Below are 16,806 nucleotides of genomic sequence, written 5' to 3'. Positions count from 1 at the left end.
GCCATTATTCATACTTATTTATCATGTCGATGACCGAGAATATCGACCAGACTTGCCGGATGCCTGGTGCTCAACGGGAAATCACATGGGTGATGCCTTTGCTATATCCCTTGGTTTTTTGCTGATCGTGATAATACTGATTGCTGCGGTACTGATGCTGGAGAAAAGATGGTAGCGCCTGCCGGGCGAATTAGCGCAGTATTTTTCCGCAGCGGTCACCTGGCAGCGGCTGCGGCTCGTGCGAAACAGTCAGCGGATAAACCTGTGATATTCGCCGCTGCCGTTAATGACATCCACTGAGCAGCGTCCCGGATATCACCGAAGGGGTCGCTATGGTAGCTCGCCCTTCGCATAAGTTTCTGGCCCGTTACTTGTTATTGGGATTCATACGCTCAAGGCCAATTTTCTGTGCGGCAAACACATAATTTTGATCGGCTGCATGGGCGATATGGCACGCGGCGCAGTCTGCGGTCGCTTTAACTTTAGCGGCTTGCGGATACGGAGGTTTAACGTGACCGGTAGTGAAGTAAGCCCAGTTGCCTGCCGCTTTCGGGAAGCGCTGTTTATCTTTGACCATATAACCATAGCCGGCGTAGTTGTTCTGAAAGATAGCTGTGCCAAAGGCAGTTTTGCAGACGTGTGTGCCTTTGAGATCGCATTTTTTATCTGCTTCCACTTCGGTAAACTCTTTGACAATCTGCGAACCATCCGCCCACTCGCCGGTCGCCATATAGTGGTTGTAGGCGCTCGGTTCTATATAGGTATTGCCGATCAGTGGGATCTCGATTTTTGTATTGTCAAAGATATTGATACCGTCTTCCTTAACAAAGGTTCCGACATGCACCCAGCGATGAAAATCAGTGGGAAGTTGAACCTCGCCATCCGCTAAAAACGTCGCGCGCGAGATTTGCAGACTTTCGGGGTTAACAGAGGATGTTTCGGCGTGTGCCGAAGAAAATAACCCAGCCAGAAATAAAGGCAGCATAGCTGCTTTAATTAGTTTCATTGCCACACCCTTTAATAGTAAATGATTGTGTATTTTTATCTCGGAAATTCAAGCGTGGCTGAAAGTTCCACAGGTCGCAATACGCATTTTTTGAGCTCAGCTGACCGTAACCGCTGACTATTTCGCCTGGGTCATTATTATCAATATAATTCACTGAGTGAGCACCAGAAATGAGGCAAATAAAACAATTAATAGCAGCAAACAGGAGTATTCAAATATGCCAAAATGTATATTTTAAAAGGCTGAAATAGAGAGAGTGCATAATGCTAATAAAACAGGGTCGGGTTTAACCCGACCCTGTTTTTGCGTAAAGAGAAAACTACGCCTGAACCGTGATGCTCAGGGTTTCGAAGCTGACTGTCTGCCCGGCGACGATCTTACAGCGCTTACGGGTTTCCACTTCGCCGTCTACGGTCACCAGACCTTCGGCAATCACCGCTTTCGCCTGCGCGCCGCTTTCGCACCAGCCTTCCAGCTTCAGCAGATCGCACAGCTCAACGTGGGGGTGTTTTCCTAATGAGAAGGTCGTCATATTACTCTCCATCGACATCATGATATTCCTCGCAGGCCTGCAAGGTATTCTGAATAAGAGTGGCGACGGTCATAGGGCCAACGCCACCCGGAACCGGCGTAATATACGAGGCTTTGACGGCGGCTTCATCAAAATTTACGTCACCGACCACTTTACCGCTCTCCAGACGGTTGATGCCGACATCCACAACGATCGCGCCTTCTTTGATCCACTCGCCAGGTATGAAGCCCGGCTTGCCGACCGCAACGATCACCAGATCGGCATTTTCAACGTGCTGACGCAGGTTTTTGGTGAAGCGGTGGGTCACGGTGGTCGTGCAGCCAGCCAGCAGCAGCTCCATGCTCATCGGGCGGCCTACAATGTTGGATGCGCCAATGACCACGGCGTTCAGGCCGTAGGTATCAATACCGTAGCGCTCAAGCAGCGTCACGATACCGCGCGGCGTACAAGGACGCAGGCGCGGCGAACGCTGACACAGGCGTCCCACGTTGTAGGGATGGAAGCCATCCACGTCTTTGTCCGGATCGATACGCTCCAGTACTTTCACATTATCGATGCCCGCTGGCAGAGGGAGCTGCACCAGAATACCATCGATATCTTTGTCGGCGTTGAGCGTATCAATCAGCGCCAGCAGCTCGGCTTCCGTGGTGTTATCGGGTAAATCGTAAGAGCGTGAGAGGAACCCCACCTCTTCACAAGCTTTGCGCTTGCTGCCAACATAAATCTGCGATGCAGGGTTCTCACCTACCAGCACAACGGCAAGGCCTGGCGCTCGTTTTCCTGCTGCAACACGCGCACGCACTTTCTCAGCAACTTCAAGCCGTACCTGCTGCGCAATCGTTTTACCGTCAATAATCTTTGCTACCATCAGTCGAATAATTCCGCTGTAATCAAAAAGGAGGGGGATTGTTTCTATTTTGTCAGAAGCCGCGCGTTCTGTCAGGCAAAGATCGGTCAGAACGGTCAATTGTCGCGCAGGCAGTTGAAAAGCCATTGACTAGAAAGGTGCTGACCGTATAATCCGAGCGTTCCGAATAATACGCACCCTTCGGAGCAGCACTTCAGTGCGCCCTTAGCTCAGTTGGATAGAGCAACGGCCTTCTAAGCCGTAGGTCACAGGTTCGAGCCCTGTAGGGCGTACCATTTAAATCAAATAGTTACACAAACAACCCCCATCAAATTAAAATCCACAGGTGCTCTAACGGGTGTCCTAGCGATAAAATCATATGCAGTCATTTGAACTATTTTTTGCCGAGAACTCGGCGAGGGATTGATCTACCTCCATTTCAATTATACTGTATGTATAACCAGCTGATGAGGTAAAAGCTATGTACGTTGAACTTGTTTATGACAAACGCAATGTGGAAGGTTTACCAGGTGCTGAGGATATCATCCTCTCCGAGCTGACAAAGCGAGTGCATGGTGTGTTCCCGGCCGCTAATGTTCGCGTCAAACCAATGCAGGCCAATGCGGTGAACAGCGACTGTACGAAAACGGAGAAGGAGAAGCTGAACCGCTTGGTCGAAGATATGTTTGAAGAGGCCGAATTCTGGCTCGTTAGCGAGTAGCGCTTATGGACAACATGATCATAGGGGGCGTGAGGATCTACTTTCCTCGTCCAGGAGAGAAACTTCCCATTCCGTCGACAGATATGCGCACCTTCGCTATCAAAGACACTACTAGTGAGCGCTGCTGTCTGCTTGGATTCTGGCATGGAAATTGGCACGTCCTGTCTCTGCCAGAGTATGAAAACTCAGGGCGGGCAATCATGGAAGCGGTGAAACAAGCTAAGGTGCGGTGGAAGTAAATCTGCATTGTCTTGGTGCTTACCCCTGATGAAAATTCCAGGTTATTAACCGCCCATTTTTCCGATAGCATCCTGAAGGTTAGCCGCCATGCATAACCAGAAAATATTGGCGATTGAATTCACGGGGGATCGATGGCATTCAATGACCTTGAGTATCACGCCGTCAACAAAGAAGTTAAGGCATTCGTTGACAGCATCAGGCCACCCGAGCATGTTCGAAAAGAACTGGATATGGTCTACAACATCGAAGACCAGACAATAGAAATAGGTGCGCTGCGGCCTGTATGGCGTGGCGAGCCAGGCGAAACCCACTTCCTGCCATCAGTGCGTATCAAGTACATTCGCTCCCTGAAAAGGTGGAAGCTCTACTGGATGCGTCAGGACTTGAAGTGGCACCTGTACGATACCACTGAAACTCTTACCGAGGCGCTTGAGGTCGTGAGAGTAGACCCGGACAGCTGCTTCTTTGGGTAGGGTTGGGGGTAACTTCTAGTAGGTTGGACAAGGGATTCTAGTGGATGCCTGCAGTTGTGGATTGATGTTAAGCGCATTACGCAAATTATAAAACGGAATAACATATGAAAACTGGTTTTTATGCAGTTTATCAAGGCAAAGGTAAGAGTAAGCTATCTTTAGGCTTGCATGATTTTATACACCCTCTTTTGAAAGAGGGGAATAATCTCAAAATCGGGGATAATTACCTTTATATTCATAAAATTGATGATAAAACAATTTTATTTACAAAAACCAATGACAAAAGTTTGGTTCAAAAAATAAACAAAACAAAATCATCTGTCGAAGATGTCAAAAACAGCCTTGCGGATGATGAATCTCTTGGGTTTCCATCTTTCATTTTTATGGATGGGGATGTCATTGGTTTTGCAAGGACAATTTACGGCCCAACCACCTCAGATCTTGTCGACTTTTTGATTGGGAAAGGCATGCTTGTTGATGCAGGGACAAAGATCAAGATAGAACCCTTGATGAGAGGTACTTCAAAGGGGGACGTAATGAAAATGAATTTTATTGGCAGAACTACTGTCAAGGTTGAAGCTAAGTCAACGACCTTTGGGGACATATTGAAAACATTGGGGGCAAAGGATATTGAAGGTGAATTATTTGATTCTATTGAAATTGTTATCAAACCAAAATTCAAGCGAAACATAAAAAAATTAACTCAAGACATAGTATCAAACCCTAATCCTCAATTTTCAGATATCAGTATGCGAGCGAAGGATGAAGCTGGTGATATTTTAGCTGACCACTACCTTTCAGAAAAAGGCCATCTTTCGGCGTCAATTGAAAGGGTGAAAAACGCTGAAATAGCAGAGGAAATGAGTTACTGTTTCCTGAGAATGAAGGCATCTATACTTAGCAGCCTTGAGCGCCAAGTGGGTAAAATCAACAGCTAACTTTCAGGAGGGGGGCATGCGTAGCAAGGTGATGCCTGGCATCTACATTATCGCTATTCCATACGCTGTAGTGATTGCCTGCTATTTCGCTTTTCGGCATTTTGTCCCTGGGGTATCGTTCGCAGCCCACCGAGATGGACTTGGTGCGGCACTAACATCATACTCAGGAACGATGATAGCTATATTAATAGCAGCGATGACTTTTCTCATTGGGAGCAGGACCAGAAGACTAGATAAGATCAGAGAATACGGATACATGACATCTGTTGTCATTGTGTACGCCCTGAGTTTTGTTGAGTTGGGTATTTTATTTTTCTCCGGCGTACTTCTTATTTCGAGCATGAGTGGATATATGCTTCCTACACTGTCTATAGGGATTGCAGCAGCATCGTTCATTCATATCTGTGTGCTTGTTCTGCAACTCTATAATTTTAGTCATGATGAAGGATAACCCGGCTCGGTGGCCGGGTTTTTATTGCCCTACTCTTGCCCCAGCAGCTTCTTGATAGCCTCAAGCTTTTCCTTCTTTCTGCGCATATCCAAAAGGCCCAGCACCATTTCATAAGCTTCGCTACCTGTCATGGTGCGCTCTGACGGTTCATCCATATCAGCCTCGGGCATCGGTATGCCTTCGTCCGTGATTGGTGGTCTCATTACTTACTCCTCAATAGCTTCACTGCAAACTCACTCACCCTGCCTCGCTTCCTCTTTCATAATGTCTCGCGCTGCCGCATATACTTTTTGCAGGTGCGTATTAGCTCGCTTTCCTGCATGGGCCTGTAGCATCAGGCTGATGGTGCTGTCGTTAACATCCTGATTTGATTGCTTCAACATAATCACTACTCTGCCGATAACGCGGCAGACATCCTCAAACACGGCCTGAGCTTCTTTTTCTTCGTTCATATCAATCCCTCACTAAATACTGAAGCTACAAACTATCACATAGTTATCAGTAAGGCATTCAGGCAATGCTATTTATAAAAATGTCAAATCACGTTTTCAACTTTCCAGACTGGCAAAATATCATCACATTTATTATATTTATACCGCATCTCTATAATCAGAAGTTAATTCCTTTTTGTGGTTGGCTGCAGTTAATGCGGCCTTTTTTTTTGATTAATAGATTTCTCCATACGACCATCAGACTATTATCACAAAGAAACACAAACTCTTAGCTACTCGTTATAAACTCAAAAATACACAGTTTCCCCATCAATATATAAAAGTGCATTTTTTATTGATGACACCGTGAGAGTTTTCGTTAATGGGAAATTATTGAAGCATAGTCCTGTTATAAAATGTATATTGCATTTTTTAGCTACAGTATCTATTGTGATTGTTTGGAATGTTTTATAAGCGTAATTTCTGCATTGTTCTCTATCATCTTTTTTTTGGAGATCCATATCCTGGATGTTTTTAATGTTCATCTTTTTATTTCGTGACATTATAACCTGCAAGGCCGTTTCGTTTCTTTTGAATTCTTTATCTAACAGCCTTAGCTCATCTGCCAATGAAGACACATCCGGTGCAAGTTTAATTGCAGATATGAGATTTTTTATTTCAAGCATCACTTCAACATTCCTGCTATTCAATTGTATTGTTTTATCAACATTCAATGGCTCCGATTCAAACTCCCTGGCATTGAACAAGACACAGCCAATTATTATATCATCGACCATCTCTCTTTTGATGAGAGGGGCGCTACATCGATGTAAGCGCTTCATCGGGCAGGCATAATAGCCATGATGACTGCCACTAACGGAGGTGACAATCATCGTACTGTTACAGTACCTACATCTTAAAATAGTTCTTAGCAGATTAATTAATAGTGGATTTTCTTTAACTACCACTCGGCCAAATGGGGCTAGCCGTAACTCCTGGATTTCAAAAAAAGACTCATCAGATAAAATCTTTGGATAATAATTATGTATCTCAGTCAACCCTTGATTTCTGGCCCTATAGGATGGTGTACAAATTCCTATCAAGGCTTTGTTGCTAAGGATTTTTTGTATCGAGGAAGGATGCCATTGTCCCTCAACGCCAGAGAGCGTTTTAATATTTCTATCATTCAGGTATTTCGTAATGCGATGTAATGAGGCGTTTTCTTTTCGTAAATCAAATATTTTAATGATTGTGCTTACATTCTCTTCAATTACTTCGAATGACTTTCTGTCTTCACTCACCCTTAACCAACGAGGGCATGCCCGTGTCATAATTGTACCTGTTTTCTCGGCCTCCTCTCTTTTTCTCCTCCAGGAGGCTTTCACTCTGCTTGATTTTATCTCACTCTCTTCATTTGCCCGTTGCGCAATTAGTATTGCTTTGATAATTGCATAAGGATCATTTAGAGATTCCTTAGTGTAATGAGTATTATCGCACAATGTTACAACATCGACATCGCAGATCAATATTCGCTTAAGCCTTTCTGTTGCATCTCCTATTTTTTCTCTTGACAACCTATCTAAACTTTCTATTAACAAAACGGTTCCGGCCGCAATTACCCCATGGTTCAGGGCATCCATAAAGTCAGCAAATGCGCCAGAATCAGCATGTTTTCCTTTAAAAGCACTCAGGCCTAAATCTTCATACGTCGTGTCATCCAGCTGATATTCAGGATGAACTTTTAGCCATTCATCTATTAATTTTTTTTGACGCTTAAGCGAATCCCCATCCCCCTGGGATGGGGATGAGAACCTTAAGTAGGCAATGGCAGCTTTCATTAATTACCCCTGCGTGTTTTTAGTCCAGTCACACCAATAATAGCTGTAATTTCATGTAATGAACGACTAGCACTGCCAAAAGATTATGAATTGAAGATAGCAATTTAGCGATCGCCACGATGTGACTTTCAGCCAATCTGAACGATTGTTTCATGCCCACAGGTAAGACGACCTGAGAATAATCTGACGCTTAACTTATTCGGGCTGCAGGTGTTAAGGTTAAAAGCCACAAGCAGATCTCTTGACAACCTATGATCACCTAACCGCGCAAATCAAAGCGTGATTTTTGAAAGTCCCGATAGACTTCAGGATGACTAAAGGCAGGGAACGTGGCTTTCTGAGCTGCGGATTTTACCGCTTCGCAATATCCACTATCACCATCGCTGGTCGAAATATTTAAAGCCGTACCATTCTCAGCAAACTCTATATGCAACCTGCATTTCTTCCCTTGCCAGCGTTGTGGATCAACAAGCCTGGCATTTATTGCCGCCCTGATTGCCCGAGCTTGTGCCCCCCATTCATCCTGATCATCCCAGCGGCCTGAACCACAAAAACTTGTTGCCGTGGTTTTATGACATCCAGAAGGATGAAATGGAGTACAACTGGTCGCCAGGACTGCAAATATGCTGATGAAGAATATATACTTCATTATCTGAATTTACTCACTGATGGATCATGCTATTTTTACCATGATAATAAATACCCCTTCTATTTCATGATATCTCTGGCCAACGTATAAATTCTGTTAAGATATAAATTACTATTTTCACCTGCATACTCCTGTAGTATCAGGCCGACAGTATTATTATTAACATCCTGATTTGATTTTTTAAGCACAACTACTGCCCTGCCTATAACACGGCGTACGTCTTCGAATAATGCATAATCATTTTCTGCGCCCTTCACACCGCCCCCTTCTTAAGCTTTGGATATAAAATCACCTAACCACAGTAGACGCTAGCTTTATTTTATAAAGCCAGAGCTTGATTTACTCGTGGTTAACTTATTATGCTTTCAAATTTAAACACTTATCCTTTGTAGCTTTTAGCTACTGAAATAGCAAGCAGATGTAATTTTATTTCTTTAAATCTACATTTCAATCTTAATAAATTGAATTACCTCCTCAGGCAAATTACACTCACCTCGCTTACTATATAATAAGCGAATGACCTCGATGCATGTTTAAGCCGCCCCTACAGCGCGGCTTTTTTTTTTCACCAAAAAGCCATATTCGAACAATTCAATTTTAATATTTAAAGAATATAGCTTCCCACTGCACGGAAACCGCAGTATGTTTCTCTTGTCTCTACATATATAGGAAACTTCCCTGAATATACCTCTCTGTCTCATTGCAGAGAGGCTTTTTTTCATTCTGTGTCACTTTCCGTTCAGCGGTTTACTGGCCGTAATACTCAGCCTGTACCCCTCGCTGCGACTCCCTCGCGCCTCTACTCTGTCTATGCTTACACGCCCACGCATCCCGTCCGGGAAGGTGTTATCCAGCTCCACGATCCCCTCGGCGGCAATATAGGGATTGCCTGGCGTATCCAGCCGAATCTTTGACGCATCACGCTTTGCCTTACGATGCCCTCCGCTCATAACGGCTTCTGCGTGCTCCTTGCTGGCATACACTCCGGGCATTGTCCGGTATGGCGCATCGCCGCTGGTCAGGCTGAGCGTCTTGCCGGTGGCCTCATCGGTGTACTGCACGCGCACGCCTTTCACGCTCTTTTTACCCGGCGTATCAACCGAGCACTGAATGAAAAACTGGTTGCCAGGGTGGTTCTCCGGTGGGCAGGTCAGCTTCACCACCGGCAGCGTCTTGCCGGTGATAGATTTGGCCTCACCGCGCAGCGCAAGGATGTATGCCCCGTTCACCGGTTTTGCCACCGCGTCATGCTCTTCCGCCAGCCTGTTTAAAAACGCCGGGTCCGTCTCGTTAATCTGGTCAACGTGCGGATACGTAAACGCACTCAGTCGCGCATCCATTCGCGGTGAGAGGTTGTGGGCCTGCGCTATCGCCTGGAAGATATCGCCCAGCGTGGTGTTGTCCCACGATTTAGACCGGCGCTGCCGAAAACCACTCGGATCGTCTTTTTCAAACGGTGCCGCCGTCGCGGTGATGGTAATGACGCGGGGAAACAGCTGCGGGGTGATGGTGGTGATTTTGAATTTACCGATGTTTACCACGCCGCTTTCCTCGTAGCCCTCATACCAGCTCAGCACCCCGCCTTCTTTGGGGATGCCTTTCAGGCCGGTCACGTCCACGGTCAGTATCAGCCGATCCGTTTCCTTACCGCTGCTGACATCAATGCGTTCAAACGCTGTCATGCGCCCGTTGATGATATCGGCCCCTGGCCCCTCGCAGTAATGCACCGGCGTAAATCCTAGCTCCATACGGTCACCTGCTCATCCGATTCGGTGTTGATGGTGTCGGTCAGCTCCGGCAGCTCGATAATCACCCCCAGCGGCAGGACGCGCCCGTACTGATGCAGGTGCGGATTCAGATCGTAAATCAGCTGCTCGGTTTCATCATCATCACGCTGCAGCTTCAGCCAGGCGATATCCCCCGGCGTGTCGCGGTCACGGCTTCTTACCTTCATTTAGCGCTGCTCCCTTGTTTTTTCTGCTCTATGGGCTTGTTGGCAAACTCGCGCAGGCTGATGGTCACCCCCTGCTTCATCGACTTCGCCTCCTGATACAGCCAGCTTTCGTCCACGTCGAAACCGGTCAGCACCCACTGGCCCAGCAGCGTGCCGTCGCCCCGGACCAGCGGCAGCGGCTTTTTCCTGTCGCGCAGCTTCACCAGCTTCTCGATGTTGTCCTGCCCTTCGTCCAGGAACCACTCGCACTTAATCACGCGCTCATCAAGCTTGCGACCGGTCTGCTGCTGGCCGGGTAGCTCATTGAGCAGGTCGATGACGGCCCAGCCGCCGTCGTATTTGCGCGACAGCGACACCGCCGGAGTATTTTCCGGCAGGCTGAAAACAAAATCGCCCAGCACAAACTGTGTGGGCGAAAGTTTCGATTCATGGCTGACGTACTGGTCCGTGATAAATTCCAGCATTAATCACTCCTTTGTCCGCTTAGTGAAGCATTCATGCGCGCATCCACGCCGTTGGCCAGCGCCTCATGCAGCGCTTTCGTCTGCGTCACCTCAAGGATGCTTTTTATCTTCTGCGCCAGCGCATTGTCCTGCGCCGGGTCGCCGGAGGCTTTCACATCAAATCGCGGGTTATTTTCAACTTTGATGATGATATTGGGCGCGGGTGGCGGCTGGTCCAGCTTCGCCTTTTCCACGGCGGCGTCGATGCCGGGCGTCAGGGTCTGCGCGTTCACCTTCGCCAGGTCTTTTGGCGCAACCTTTGGCACTTTGTCACTGGCGGGCGTGGTCTTGTCATCACTGCTGAACCAGCCTTTCAGCCCTTCCCAGCCCTCTTTGATGTACGGGCCGACTACCTCGCCCATTTTCTGGCCCAGCTCGCTGCCAGCCAGACCGCCGATAGCGCCGCCCACGGCGGTGCCGATACCCGGCAGGATCGCCGTACCAATCGCAGCACCAACGGCTGCCCCGGCCAGCGCGCCACCCGTATTCCCGACCGCGCCGCCAACCTCTGCCGCGCTGCCGCCGTTTATAATGACCGAGGCGGTATTTATCGCGCCGCCAGCAATCGCCAGCGGCGTAAACATGCGCCCCGCAAGCTTTGATGCCGGGGCCAGCAGCTCTGCCCCTGTCTGCATCATACTCAGGCCATTACCCGCAGCCGGAAGCATACTGGCCATCGCGGGAGCCGTCCGGGGCAACACGGCCTTTCGGGCGCTTCCGGCTACGGGCGCTGGCTCATCACGCTGGCTGAACCAGTCCAGCCCGTAGTCCATCGCCGCTGTCGCTGCCGCACCGGCAACCCAGCCTTTCCAGCCTCCGCCCCGTGACCGCCATTTGCTGCGCGGACGGGCAGCGGGCGTGCGGATTTCCGGCTCAGCGCGGCTATTGCCACCCCGGCGGCTTTTGCGGCCCTTCCTGCCCCTGCCGGCACCGTTGCCACTCGCGTTACCGCCACTGCGCCCCATCCTGTCCATCTGACGATTCAGGCGCTCAAGGGCTGCGGCTGCGCGGTTGGCTGAAGAGGTGGTGTGGTCGGTCGCACCGCCGAGTTTCGCCTTGCCCAGCTTCCCAATCTGCGCCAGATCGCTGAAGAGGGTTTTCACAAACTTAAAGGTGCCGACCGTGGCTTTCAGCGCAATCAGCCCGCCAATGGCTATCGCTGTCCCTTTCAGCACGTTACGCGCAGACTCTGACTTCTCCAGCAGGTCAGCAAGCCCTTCCGCCGCTTCACTTAGCTTCGGAGCCAGCTTATCAATCAGGGGCAATAACAGATTGCCCAGCGCGATTTCGGCGTTTTCCATGCGCGCTTTCATCTGGTTGAGCTTAAATGCCCGCGTGGCGGCTTTGGTCAGATATTCGTTCTGCAGCGAACCCTGATACTTCGTCCTGTCACTGGCGATCTCCATCGCCTGGTCCAGAAGCTGCATGTTCCCGGCGAGTTTGGCGACCGAACCGGCAACCTCTTCGCCAAAAATCTGGCTGATGACGGCTTTTCGCTTATCGGGCGACTGTTTGTTAACCCCCTCCAGCACCTTTTTCAGCGTGCCGACCGCATCCCGCTGCATGTCCTTTGCCAGCACGCCCGGATCGAATCCCAGCATGGACAGTGAGCGCTTCTGGTTCTTTGTCGCCGCAAACCCCATCGTCAGACGACCGGTGATATTTTTCAGCGCCGTCGAACCTGTTTCCTCCGTATCACCGGAGGCCACCAGGGCCGAACTGAGGCCAGCGACCTGTTTGGCATCAAAACCGGCGAGGACAGCATTCGCTCCCTGGCGTTTCATGATGCCCGCCACGACCGATGCTTTTGCGTTCATCTTGTTACTTTCGGCGTTGATAACATCGAGAAGCGATATCACCCCGTCCTGACTGAGCTTCATCGAAGTGCGCAGGGTCGCCATCGTGTCACCGGCCTCTTTCGCACTGATATCCAGTGCAACGGATGCTTTTGAAGCATCAGCGCCAAAGCGCAGCAGCTGTCTGGCGTCAACGTTTCCATACCTGTCGTTCGCCACCCCGGCCTGACCGGCAGCGGCGAGAATTTCGGTCATGCCCTGCTGGGACATCCCCAAATCCCCGGCCTGCTTACGCGCGGCCAGCTGGACGTCCCGGTCCTGTTTTTCGTTTTTGAAGTTCGCTACTTTCTTCACGTCGGCCCACGACGCTTCATAATCAATCGACTTTTTACCGGCTGCGACAAACGGTGCGGCGGTCAGGGCAGTGGTCATGACGCCGCCCAGCGGCGTAGCAGACAGCGTACCCAGCGCCCGGTTTTTAATGCCCTGGCGCACTTCGCGGTTTGCCGCCATTTTCGCCTGGGCTTTATTGACCGAAATAATGCGCCGCTCCTGACGCATCAGGGCCGAACTGGCTTTGGTGGCATCCGCTGACAGACGAACCTGCTCGCGCGAAAGGTTGCGCGTATCCACACCGGTTTTCTTCAGCGCGCTGCCGAGCGACTGCAGGCGGGTGCGCTCTTTGTCAGCGGCGGCGCTCAGCGATGCCATCTGACGCGTGGCGGCGCTGTCCTCCCGGCGCTTCGTCGCCACCTCTGCCGTCGCTTTTTTATAGGCCGGTCGCAGCTGCTCCAGCGCCTGTGTGGCCCGGACGTGCGCCACGCGCTGTTCGCTGGTCAGCTTGCCGTTGCGGGCCAGCTCCACGTCCAGCTCGCGCAGCGTGTTTTCCGCCCCGGCGATCCCCTTCTGATAACGTCGCTGCTCGGCCTGCGCATCCCGCAGCGCCATCCCGGAGGCGTCGAGACGCTTTTTATTCTCGGCAAGCTTTGCGTTGGTTTCTTTCAATGCCTGCTGCGAGGCGATATGGCCTTTAACGTCGCTCTGCTGTTTATTCAGCGCGCCCAGGGCGGTGCTGGCATCCCCCGCCTTGCGGCGCATTTTATCCAGCGATTTTTCTGCTGAGGTAAACGCCGGACTCAGCGCATCCTTTGCGCTGAGCAGGACCGATACTTTCTTATCCGCCACCTGTTTTTACTCCCATCTTCATCAGGGCAAGCTCGTAGCGTTTCAGGGCGCGCGGAACCTGCCAGGAGAGAATTTCACCTTCGCTGGCGTGGTAGACCAGCGGCAGGACGTCCGTCAGTCGGTCAACGTCTCCGTCTGAAAGAATGCCCCCGGTTGTGACAAAAAATCGTTCACGCGCTCCATCAGGTAGTTAAAGTCCGGCATGTGGAACTGGTCGATAATGTCCGGGTGCAGCCCGGTGCAGGTGCTGGCCACCATCATGCCGCGCTTGTGCGCATCCTTCTCGTTGCGCAGCTGGCGGGTCAGGCCGACCGTTGGCGGCTGCATCTGGCAGTGGGTGATGTCACCGGTAATCGGGTCGTTAACCGGAACCAGCAGCGGCGGATTATCTTTGTTGAACGCCAGCGGGATAACCGCGTTTCCGGCTTCGCGCTGCTCGTCAGCATCCTCTTCCAGCAGCTCTTCGGTGTTGTAGTTGGTCAGGCGGTCAATCTGCGCGGTCAGGCTGTTGTAGTCCGGCTTTTTCAGCTGGGCGATAACGTCATCCGGCTGGCCCGTCATCGCGGTGGCCAGCTCAAACTCCTGATCCATTGCGTGAAAACCGGACGGGTCGTTGTCGGTGTCGTGCTTCCTGCCAATTTCACGCGTCTGCTTTGCGCTCAGGGTACTGACGGTCAGCTCGCTGAGGACGCCGGTCGCGGTGGTTAACGGGTAAACGAGGGTGATTTTGCGGGTGTAGGACATAGAGACTCCATAGACGAAAAAACCCCGCTCGACGGCGGGGTTGGGGTTGGGAACAGAAGGGTTAGCTCAGGCCAACGATGGCCCGGAACGGTGCGAGGAAGTCCTCCTGACCGAGATTGACCACGCTGCCGTCGTTCGCCACCTCCCAGCAGATTTTGCCGTTGATGGTTTTCTTTTTGCGCTTGCAGGAGAAGGTCAGCACGGTCTGCGACAGCTCGCCCATTTTGGTGTTGCTGTCCTCAATGTTGTTGACCTCGCCCACCCACTCGGCTTTCACGGCGTACGGGTTGCCATCCTCGTCCTGATAGGCTTCATCCACCGTGACCGCGCACAGCTTCCCTTTTTGCAGGCCGTACATCGCAAGCTCCGCCTGCAGCGCGCCTTTGATGGTCAGCATGGCGGTCATGGCCTCAATGCCGGTCGAGACTTCGCGCTCAACGAACGAGCCGCCCCGTGTTTTTTCCATGACTTTTTTGGGTGCCGGATCTGATACGTCTTCCAGTTTCAGATACAGCGGCAGCCCCTGAATTACGGCGCGTTGCGCCATGCGGGTTAATACTCCAGCCATTACAGGATGCTCTCCAGGAAGGATTCAACGATGCCGGTATCCTCATTGAGGTGATACACGACGTGTTCATTCGGGCTGAACCCGGCGTAGTTAATGGCAATGTGCCACTCGCCGTTGCGGTAGTTGTCCACGGTGTTCAGCGTCGGGTGCAGGTAGACTCTGGCCCCAATCAGCGCCTCCTCGGTCGCCAGCCCCGACAGCCAGTCGTTAATCAGGTTGACGCGCTGGTCCATAAAGGTTTTTGTCAGGTTTTCACCCATGCCCGGCTCGGTGGTGCCGAGCAGCTTGCGGATAATGGTGTGCTCAAGTCCGACCTGAGAGACAAAACGCCCGGAAACAGTACGGTTGCCAATCAGGGAATAACCGCCGATGGAGGTGCGCGCGAAATAGCTCACGCCGTAGCGGTTGAGCAAGTCGCCGTTGGTGGTTTTATCCAGCAGGTTGTAGTCAATATGGCGCTGCAGCCCCTCGATGTTTACCCCCATGCGGCCCTTGCCCGGAGACTCCCACGCTTTCACTCGCGCAAAACACGCCAGCGCCTGCGCTGAGGCTGAGCCGTACACGTAATCGGCCTCCGCCTGGCTCCAGACTTTCACCATCGGATCGACCAGGTAGAACTGGTCGTAGCCGGTGCCGGTGACCGCCATTGACTCAGACAAATCAATCGCGTCCTGGTCATTGGTGGACGGGCCATCGCCGACCGGAATGGCGTAGATTTTCGCACCCAGCGCGGCGAGCGCATCGTGAACCGGCTTCTGGCTGAATCCCGGCGCGCTGATATGCGTCAGCGTTTCCTGGGTGTTTTTCAGCGCCTGCATACCGGTGATGCGCCCTGTTGCCGCATCCACGCCGCCGATGACGTTAGCGACCGTGGAGTTGCTGGTCATATCTTTGCCGCTGATCGTGATATTTGAATCAACAACAACATCCGCTGCGGTCAGGCCGGTTGCGCCGGATAAAACCAGCGTATCGCTGTCGCTGACGGTAAAGCTCACCACGTCAGCGGTTTTATCGCCAATGGTCACGCTCCAGCCGGTCGGGTCGGTGACGTCAGCGGTCAGGGTGCTGTCCTTGATGACGATGACCACGTTGCCGCTGTCCGCATCATCCCTCGCGGAGACGACCGTGCCGGTGTAGTCCTTGTCTTCCGGGGCATCATCCCCTTCCGCGACCACCACGGCATAAATCGACACGCTCGCCAGCTGCTGAATCGCGGCAATGGCCGGATACAGCGTCCCGGCCTCGGCTCCCGTAGGGTCAAGGGCCGCCAGTTGCGCCGGGTTGGCGATACGATACGGTTTGTTAAGCGGAATGCCCGGATCGAGATTGGGGGCGGTGCCGACCAGACCAAAGACGGTCGCACCTGCAGGCCCCATTGGCTGCGGCGCTTTCTTGCTCTCTACGCTCGCGCCGTTATGCACAAAACTGGTAATTTCTGGCATTACCGCTCCTTTATTTACGTTTTTTCATCTGTGGGGCAGGTGCGGCGTGGGCCGTGTCTGCCGGTTTAATGTGACCGTTCAGCAGCAGGATTTTGGCCTGTCGCTCCGTCAGCTCAATAGTCGTTCCGGCATCAAGCCAGTGACCGCTGCCGGGATGCTCAATCCCGCGCACAACAACATATTTTTTGTTCGCCATAGTTTCTCCGGGCGTAAAAAAGGCGACCGTAGTCGCCATAAAAATTCATTGACCGGTGTTACGCCCGGTCAGGTCGTGTCAGCTGCGTCAGCGCAGCGTCAAAATAAAACAGGTCGTCCGCCGGGTTGTAGTACATTCCAGGTTCGCAAAAAACATCGTCTCCTGAACTGACGAAATAGAATCCAGACATCTGCATTTCTTTTTCATCCCCCTCAACCGCTACGACATTCGCAACGATATTGGACGATGCCTCAATCATTGCCACTTGCTTAATATTTTCACTCATCATTCG

General features: G+C 51.3%; 23 protein-coding genes and 1 tRNA gene. 7 read left to right on the top strand and 17 right to left on the bottom strand.

Going from position 1 to position 16,806, the window contains the following annotated elements:
* Nucleotides 1–85: 85 nt before the first annotated feature.
* A complete protein-coding gene (locus HYQ67_RS24490) occupies nucleotides 86–175 on the top strand; it encodes a hypothetical protein (RefSeq protein WP_489146063.1) in 90 nt (29 codons plus the stop codon).
* Nucleotides 169–300 (top strand): hypothetical protein, encoded by a 132-nt coding sequence (locus HYQ67_RS24205; protein WP_272929764.1) that lies wholly within the window; start codon nucleotides 169–171, stop codon nucleotides 298–300. Before HYQ67_RS24490 ends, HYQ67_RS24205 begins: the two co-directional genes overlap by 7 nt.
* A 67-nt stretch (nucleotides 301–367) precedes the next feature.
* Here the strand turns inward: HYQ67_RS24205 and HYQ67_RS10970 are convergent, their stop codons facing one another.
* The 3 genes from HYQ67_RS10970 to folD all read right to left on the bottom strand — a co-directional run bounded on the left by HYQ67_RS10970 (nucleotide 368) and on the right by folD (nucleotide 2,406).
* Nucleotides 368–1,006 (bottom strand): cytochrome P460 family protein, encoded by a 639-nt coding sequence (locus HYQ67_RS10970; protein WP_202303735.1) that lies wholly within the window; start codon nucleotides 1,004–1,006, stop codon nucleotides 368–370.
* A gap of 319 nt (nucleotides 1,007–1,325) precedes the next feature.
* Entirely contained in the window at nucleotides 1,326–1,538 is a 213-nt protein-coding gene (ybcJ, locus tag HYQ67_RS10965; protein ID WP_202303734.1) for a ribosome-associated protein YbcJ, read from the bottom strand.
* A 1-nt stretch (nucleotide 1,539) separates the two neighbouring features.
* Complete coding sequence (gene folD / locus HYQ67_RS10960) at nucleotides 1,540–2,406, bottom strand: bifunctional methylenetetrahydrofolate dehydrogenase/methenyltetrahydrofolate cyclohydrolase FolD (RefSeq protein WP_202303733.1); 867 nt, start codon at nucleotides 2,404–2,406, stop codon at nucleotides 1,540–1,542.
* A 198-nt stretch (nucleotides 2,407–2,604) separates the two neighbouring features.
* Between folD and HYQ67_RS10955 the strand changes: the two genes are divergently transcribed.
* From HYQ67_RS10955 to HYQ67_RS10935, 5 genes are all read left to right on the top strand, one after another.
* Nucleotides 2,605–2,681: transfer RNA gene (locus tag HYQ67_RS10955), tRNA-Arg, on the top strand.
* A 185-nt stretch (nucleotides 2,682–2,866) separates the two neighbouring features.
* A complete protein-coding gene (locus tag HYQ67_RS10950; protein ID WP_202303732.1) occupies nucleotides 2,867–3,106 on the top strand; it encodes a DinI-like family protein in 240 nt (79 codons plus the stop codon).
* A gap of 371 nt (nucleotides 3,107–3,477) precedes the next feature.
* Complete coding sequence (locus tag HYQ67_RS10945; RefSeq protein ID WP_202303731.1) at nucleotides 3,478–3,819, top strand: DUF3024 domain-containing protein; 342 nt, start codon at nucleotides 3,478–3,480, stop codon at nucleotides 3,817–3,819.
* A gap of 104 nt (nucleotides 3,820–3,923) precedes the next feature.
* Nucleotides 3,924–4,757 (top strand): protein rexA, encoded by an 834-nt coding sequence (locus tag HYQ67_RS10940; protein ID WP_202303730.1) that lies wholly within the window; start codon nucleotides 3,924–3,926, stop codon nucleotides 4,755–4,757.
* A gap of 16 nt (nucleotides 4,758–4,773) precedes the next feature.
* On the top strand, nucleotides 4,774–5,208 hold the full coding sequence (locus HYQ67_RS10935) for a biopolymer transporter ExbB (RefSeq protein ID WP_202303729.1): 435 nt from the start codon (nucleotides 4,774–4,776) through the stop codon (nucleotides 5,206–5,208).
* A gap of 29 nt (nucleotides 5,209–5,237) precedes the next feature.
* On the opposite strand, the gene HYQ67_RS10930 is transcribed toward HYQ67_RS10935, so the two are convergent.
* From HYQ67_RS10930 to HYQ67_RS10865, 14 genes are all read right to left on the bottom strand, one after another.
* The gene (locus HYQ67_RS10930) at nucleotides 5,238–5,411 is read right to left on the bottom strand and encodes a hypothetical protein (RefSeq protein WP_202303728.1); all 174 of its coding nucleotides are present in this window, start codon (nucleotides 5,409–5,411) and stop codon (nucleotides 5,238–5,240) included.
* A gap of 30 nt (nucleotides 5,412–5,441) precedes the next feature.
* Entirely contained in the window at nucleotides 5,442–5,660 is a 219-nt protein-coding gene (locus tag HYQ67_RS10925) for a DUF2767 family protein (RefSeq protein ID WP_202303727.1), read from the bottom strand.
* A 287-nt stretch (nucleotides 5,661–5,947) separates the two neighbouring features.
* Nucleotides 5,948–7,477 carry a recombinase family protein gene (locus tag HYQ67_RS10920; RefSeq protein ID WP_202303726.1) on the bottom strand — a complete coding sequence of 510 codons (1,530 nt, stop codon included), beginning with the start codon at nucleotides 7,475–7,477 and terminating at the stop codon, nucleotides 5,948–5,950.
* A gap of 259 nt (nucleotides 7,478–7,736) precedes the next feature.
* A complete protein-coding gene (locus HYQ67_RS10915) occupies nucleotides 7,737–8,126 on the bottom strand; it encodes a cell envelope integrity TolA C-terminal domain-containing protein (RefSeq protein ID WP_202303725.1) in 390 nt (129 codons plus the stop codon).
* A 59-nt stretch (nucleotides 8,127–8,185) separates the two neighbouring features.
* A complete protein-coding gene (locus HYQ67_RS10910; RefSeq protein ID WP_202303724.1) occupies nucleotides 8,186–8,383 on the bottom strand; it encodes a DUF2767 domain-containing protein in 198 nt (65 codons plus the stop codon).
* A gap of 471 nt (nucleotides 8,384–8,854) precedes the next feature.
* On the bottom strand, nucleotides 8,855–9,874 hold the full coding sequence (locus HYQ67_RS10905) for a contractile injection system protein, VgrG/Pvc8 family (protein WP_202303723.1): 1,020 nt from the start codon (nucleotides 9,872–9,874) through the stop codon (nucleotides 8,855–8,857).
* Nucleotides 9,865–10,080 (bottom strand): tail protein X, encoded by a 216-nt coding sequence (locus HYQ67_RS10900; RefSeq protein ID WP_202303722.1) that lies wholly within the window; start codon nucleotides 10,078–10,080, stop codon nucleotides 9,865–9,867. The genes HYQ67_RS10905 and HYQ67_RS10900 overlap by 10 nt, the downstream gene beginning before the upstream one ends.
* Nucleotides 10,077–10,544, bottom strand: a complete 468-nt coding sequence (locus HYQ67_RS10895) for a phage tail protein (protein WP_202303721.1) — start codon at nucleotides 10,542–10,544, stop codon at nucleotides 10,077–10,079. Before HYQ67_RS10895 ends, HYQ67_RS10900 begins: the two co-directional genes overlap by 4 nt.
* Entirely contained in the window at nucleotides 10,544–13,564 is a 3,021-nt protein-coding gene (locus HYQ67_RS10890) for a phage tail tape measure protein (protein WP_202303720.1), read from the bottom strand. The genes HYQ67_RS10895 and HYQ67_RS10890 overlap by 1 nt, the downstream gene beginning before the upstream one ends.
* Before the next feature lie 114 nt (nucleotides 13,565–13,678).
* Nucleotides 13,679–14,308: a phage tail assembly protein gene (locus tag HYQ67_RS10885; RefSeq protein ID WP_202303719.1), complete on the bottom strand. Its 630-nt coding sequence runs from the start codon at nucleotides 14,306–14,308 to the stop codon at nucleotides 13,679–13,681.
* A 61-nt stretch (nucleotides 14,309–14,369) separates the two neighbouring features.
* Nucleotides 14,370–14,876, bottom strand: a complete 507-nt coding sequence (locus tag HYQ67_RS10880; protein ID WP_202303718.1) for a phage major tail tube protein — start codon at nucleotides 14,874–14,876, stop codon at nucleotides 14,370–14,372.
* Nucleotides 14,876–16,318, bottom strand: a complete 1,443-nt coding sequence (locus HYQ67_RS10875) for a phage tail sheath protein (RefSeq protein WP_202303717.1) — start codon at nucleotides 16,316–16,318, stop codon at nucleotides 14,876–14,878. The genes HYQ67_RS10880 and HYQ67_RS10875 overlap by 1 nt, the downstream gene beginning before the upstream one ends.
* A gap of 10 nt (nucleotides 16,319–16,328) precedes the next feature.
* Nucleotides 16,329–16,514, bottom strand: coding sequence for a hypothetical protein (locus HYQ67_RS10870; protein ID WP_202303716.1), 186 nt, complete (start codon nucleotides 16,512–16,514; stop codon nucleotides 16,329–16,331).
* 58 nt (nucleotides 16,515–16,572) lie between these two features.
* Nucleotides 16,573–16,803, bottom strand: a complete 231-nt coding sequence (locus HYQ67_RS10865; protein WP_202303715.1) for a hypothetical protein — start codon at nucleotides 16,801–16,803, stop codon at nucleotides 16,573–16,575.
* Nucleotides 16,804–16,806: the final 3 nt, after the last annotated feature.

The organism is Dryocola clanedunensis subsp. sulfonylureivorans (assembly GCF_016756775.1).
Lineage (GTDB): Bacteria > Pseudomonadota > Gammaproteobacteria > Enterobacterales > Enterobacteriaceae > Dryocola > Dryocola clanedunensis.
Note: the sequence above shows the minus strand (reverse complement) of the source record. Positions and strands in the feature narration are given on the sequence as shown.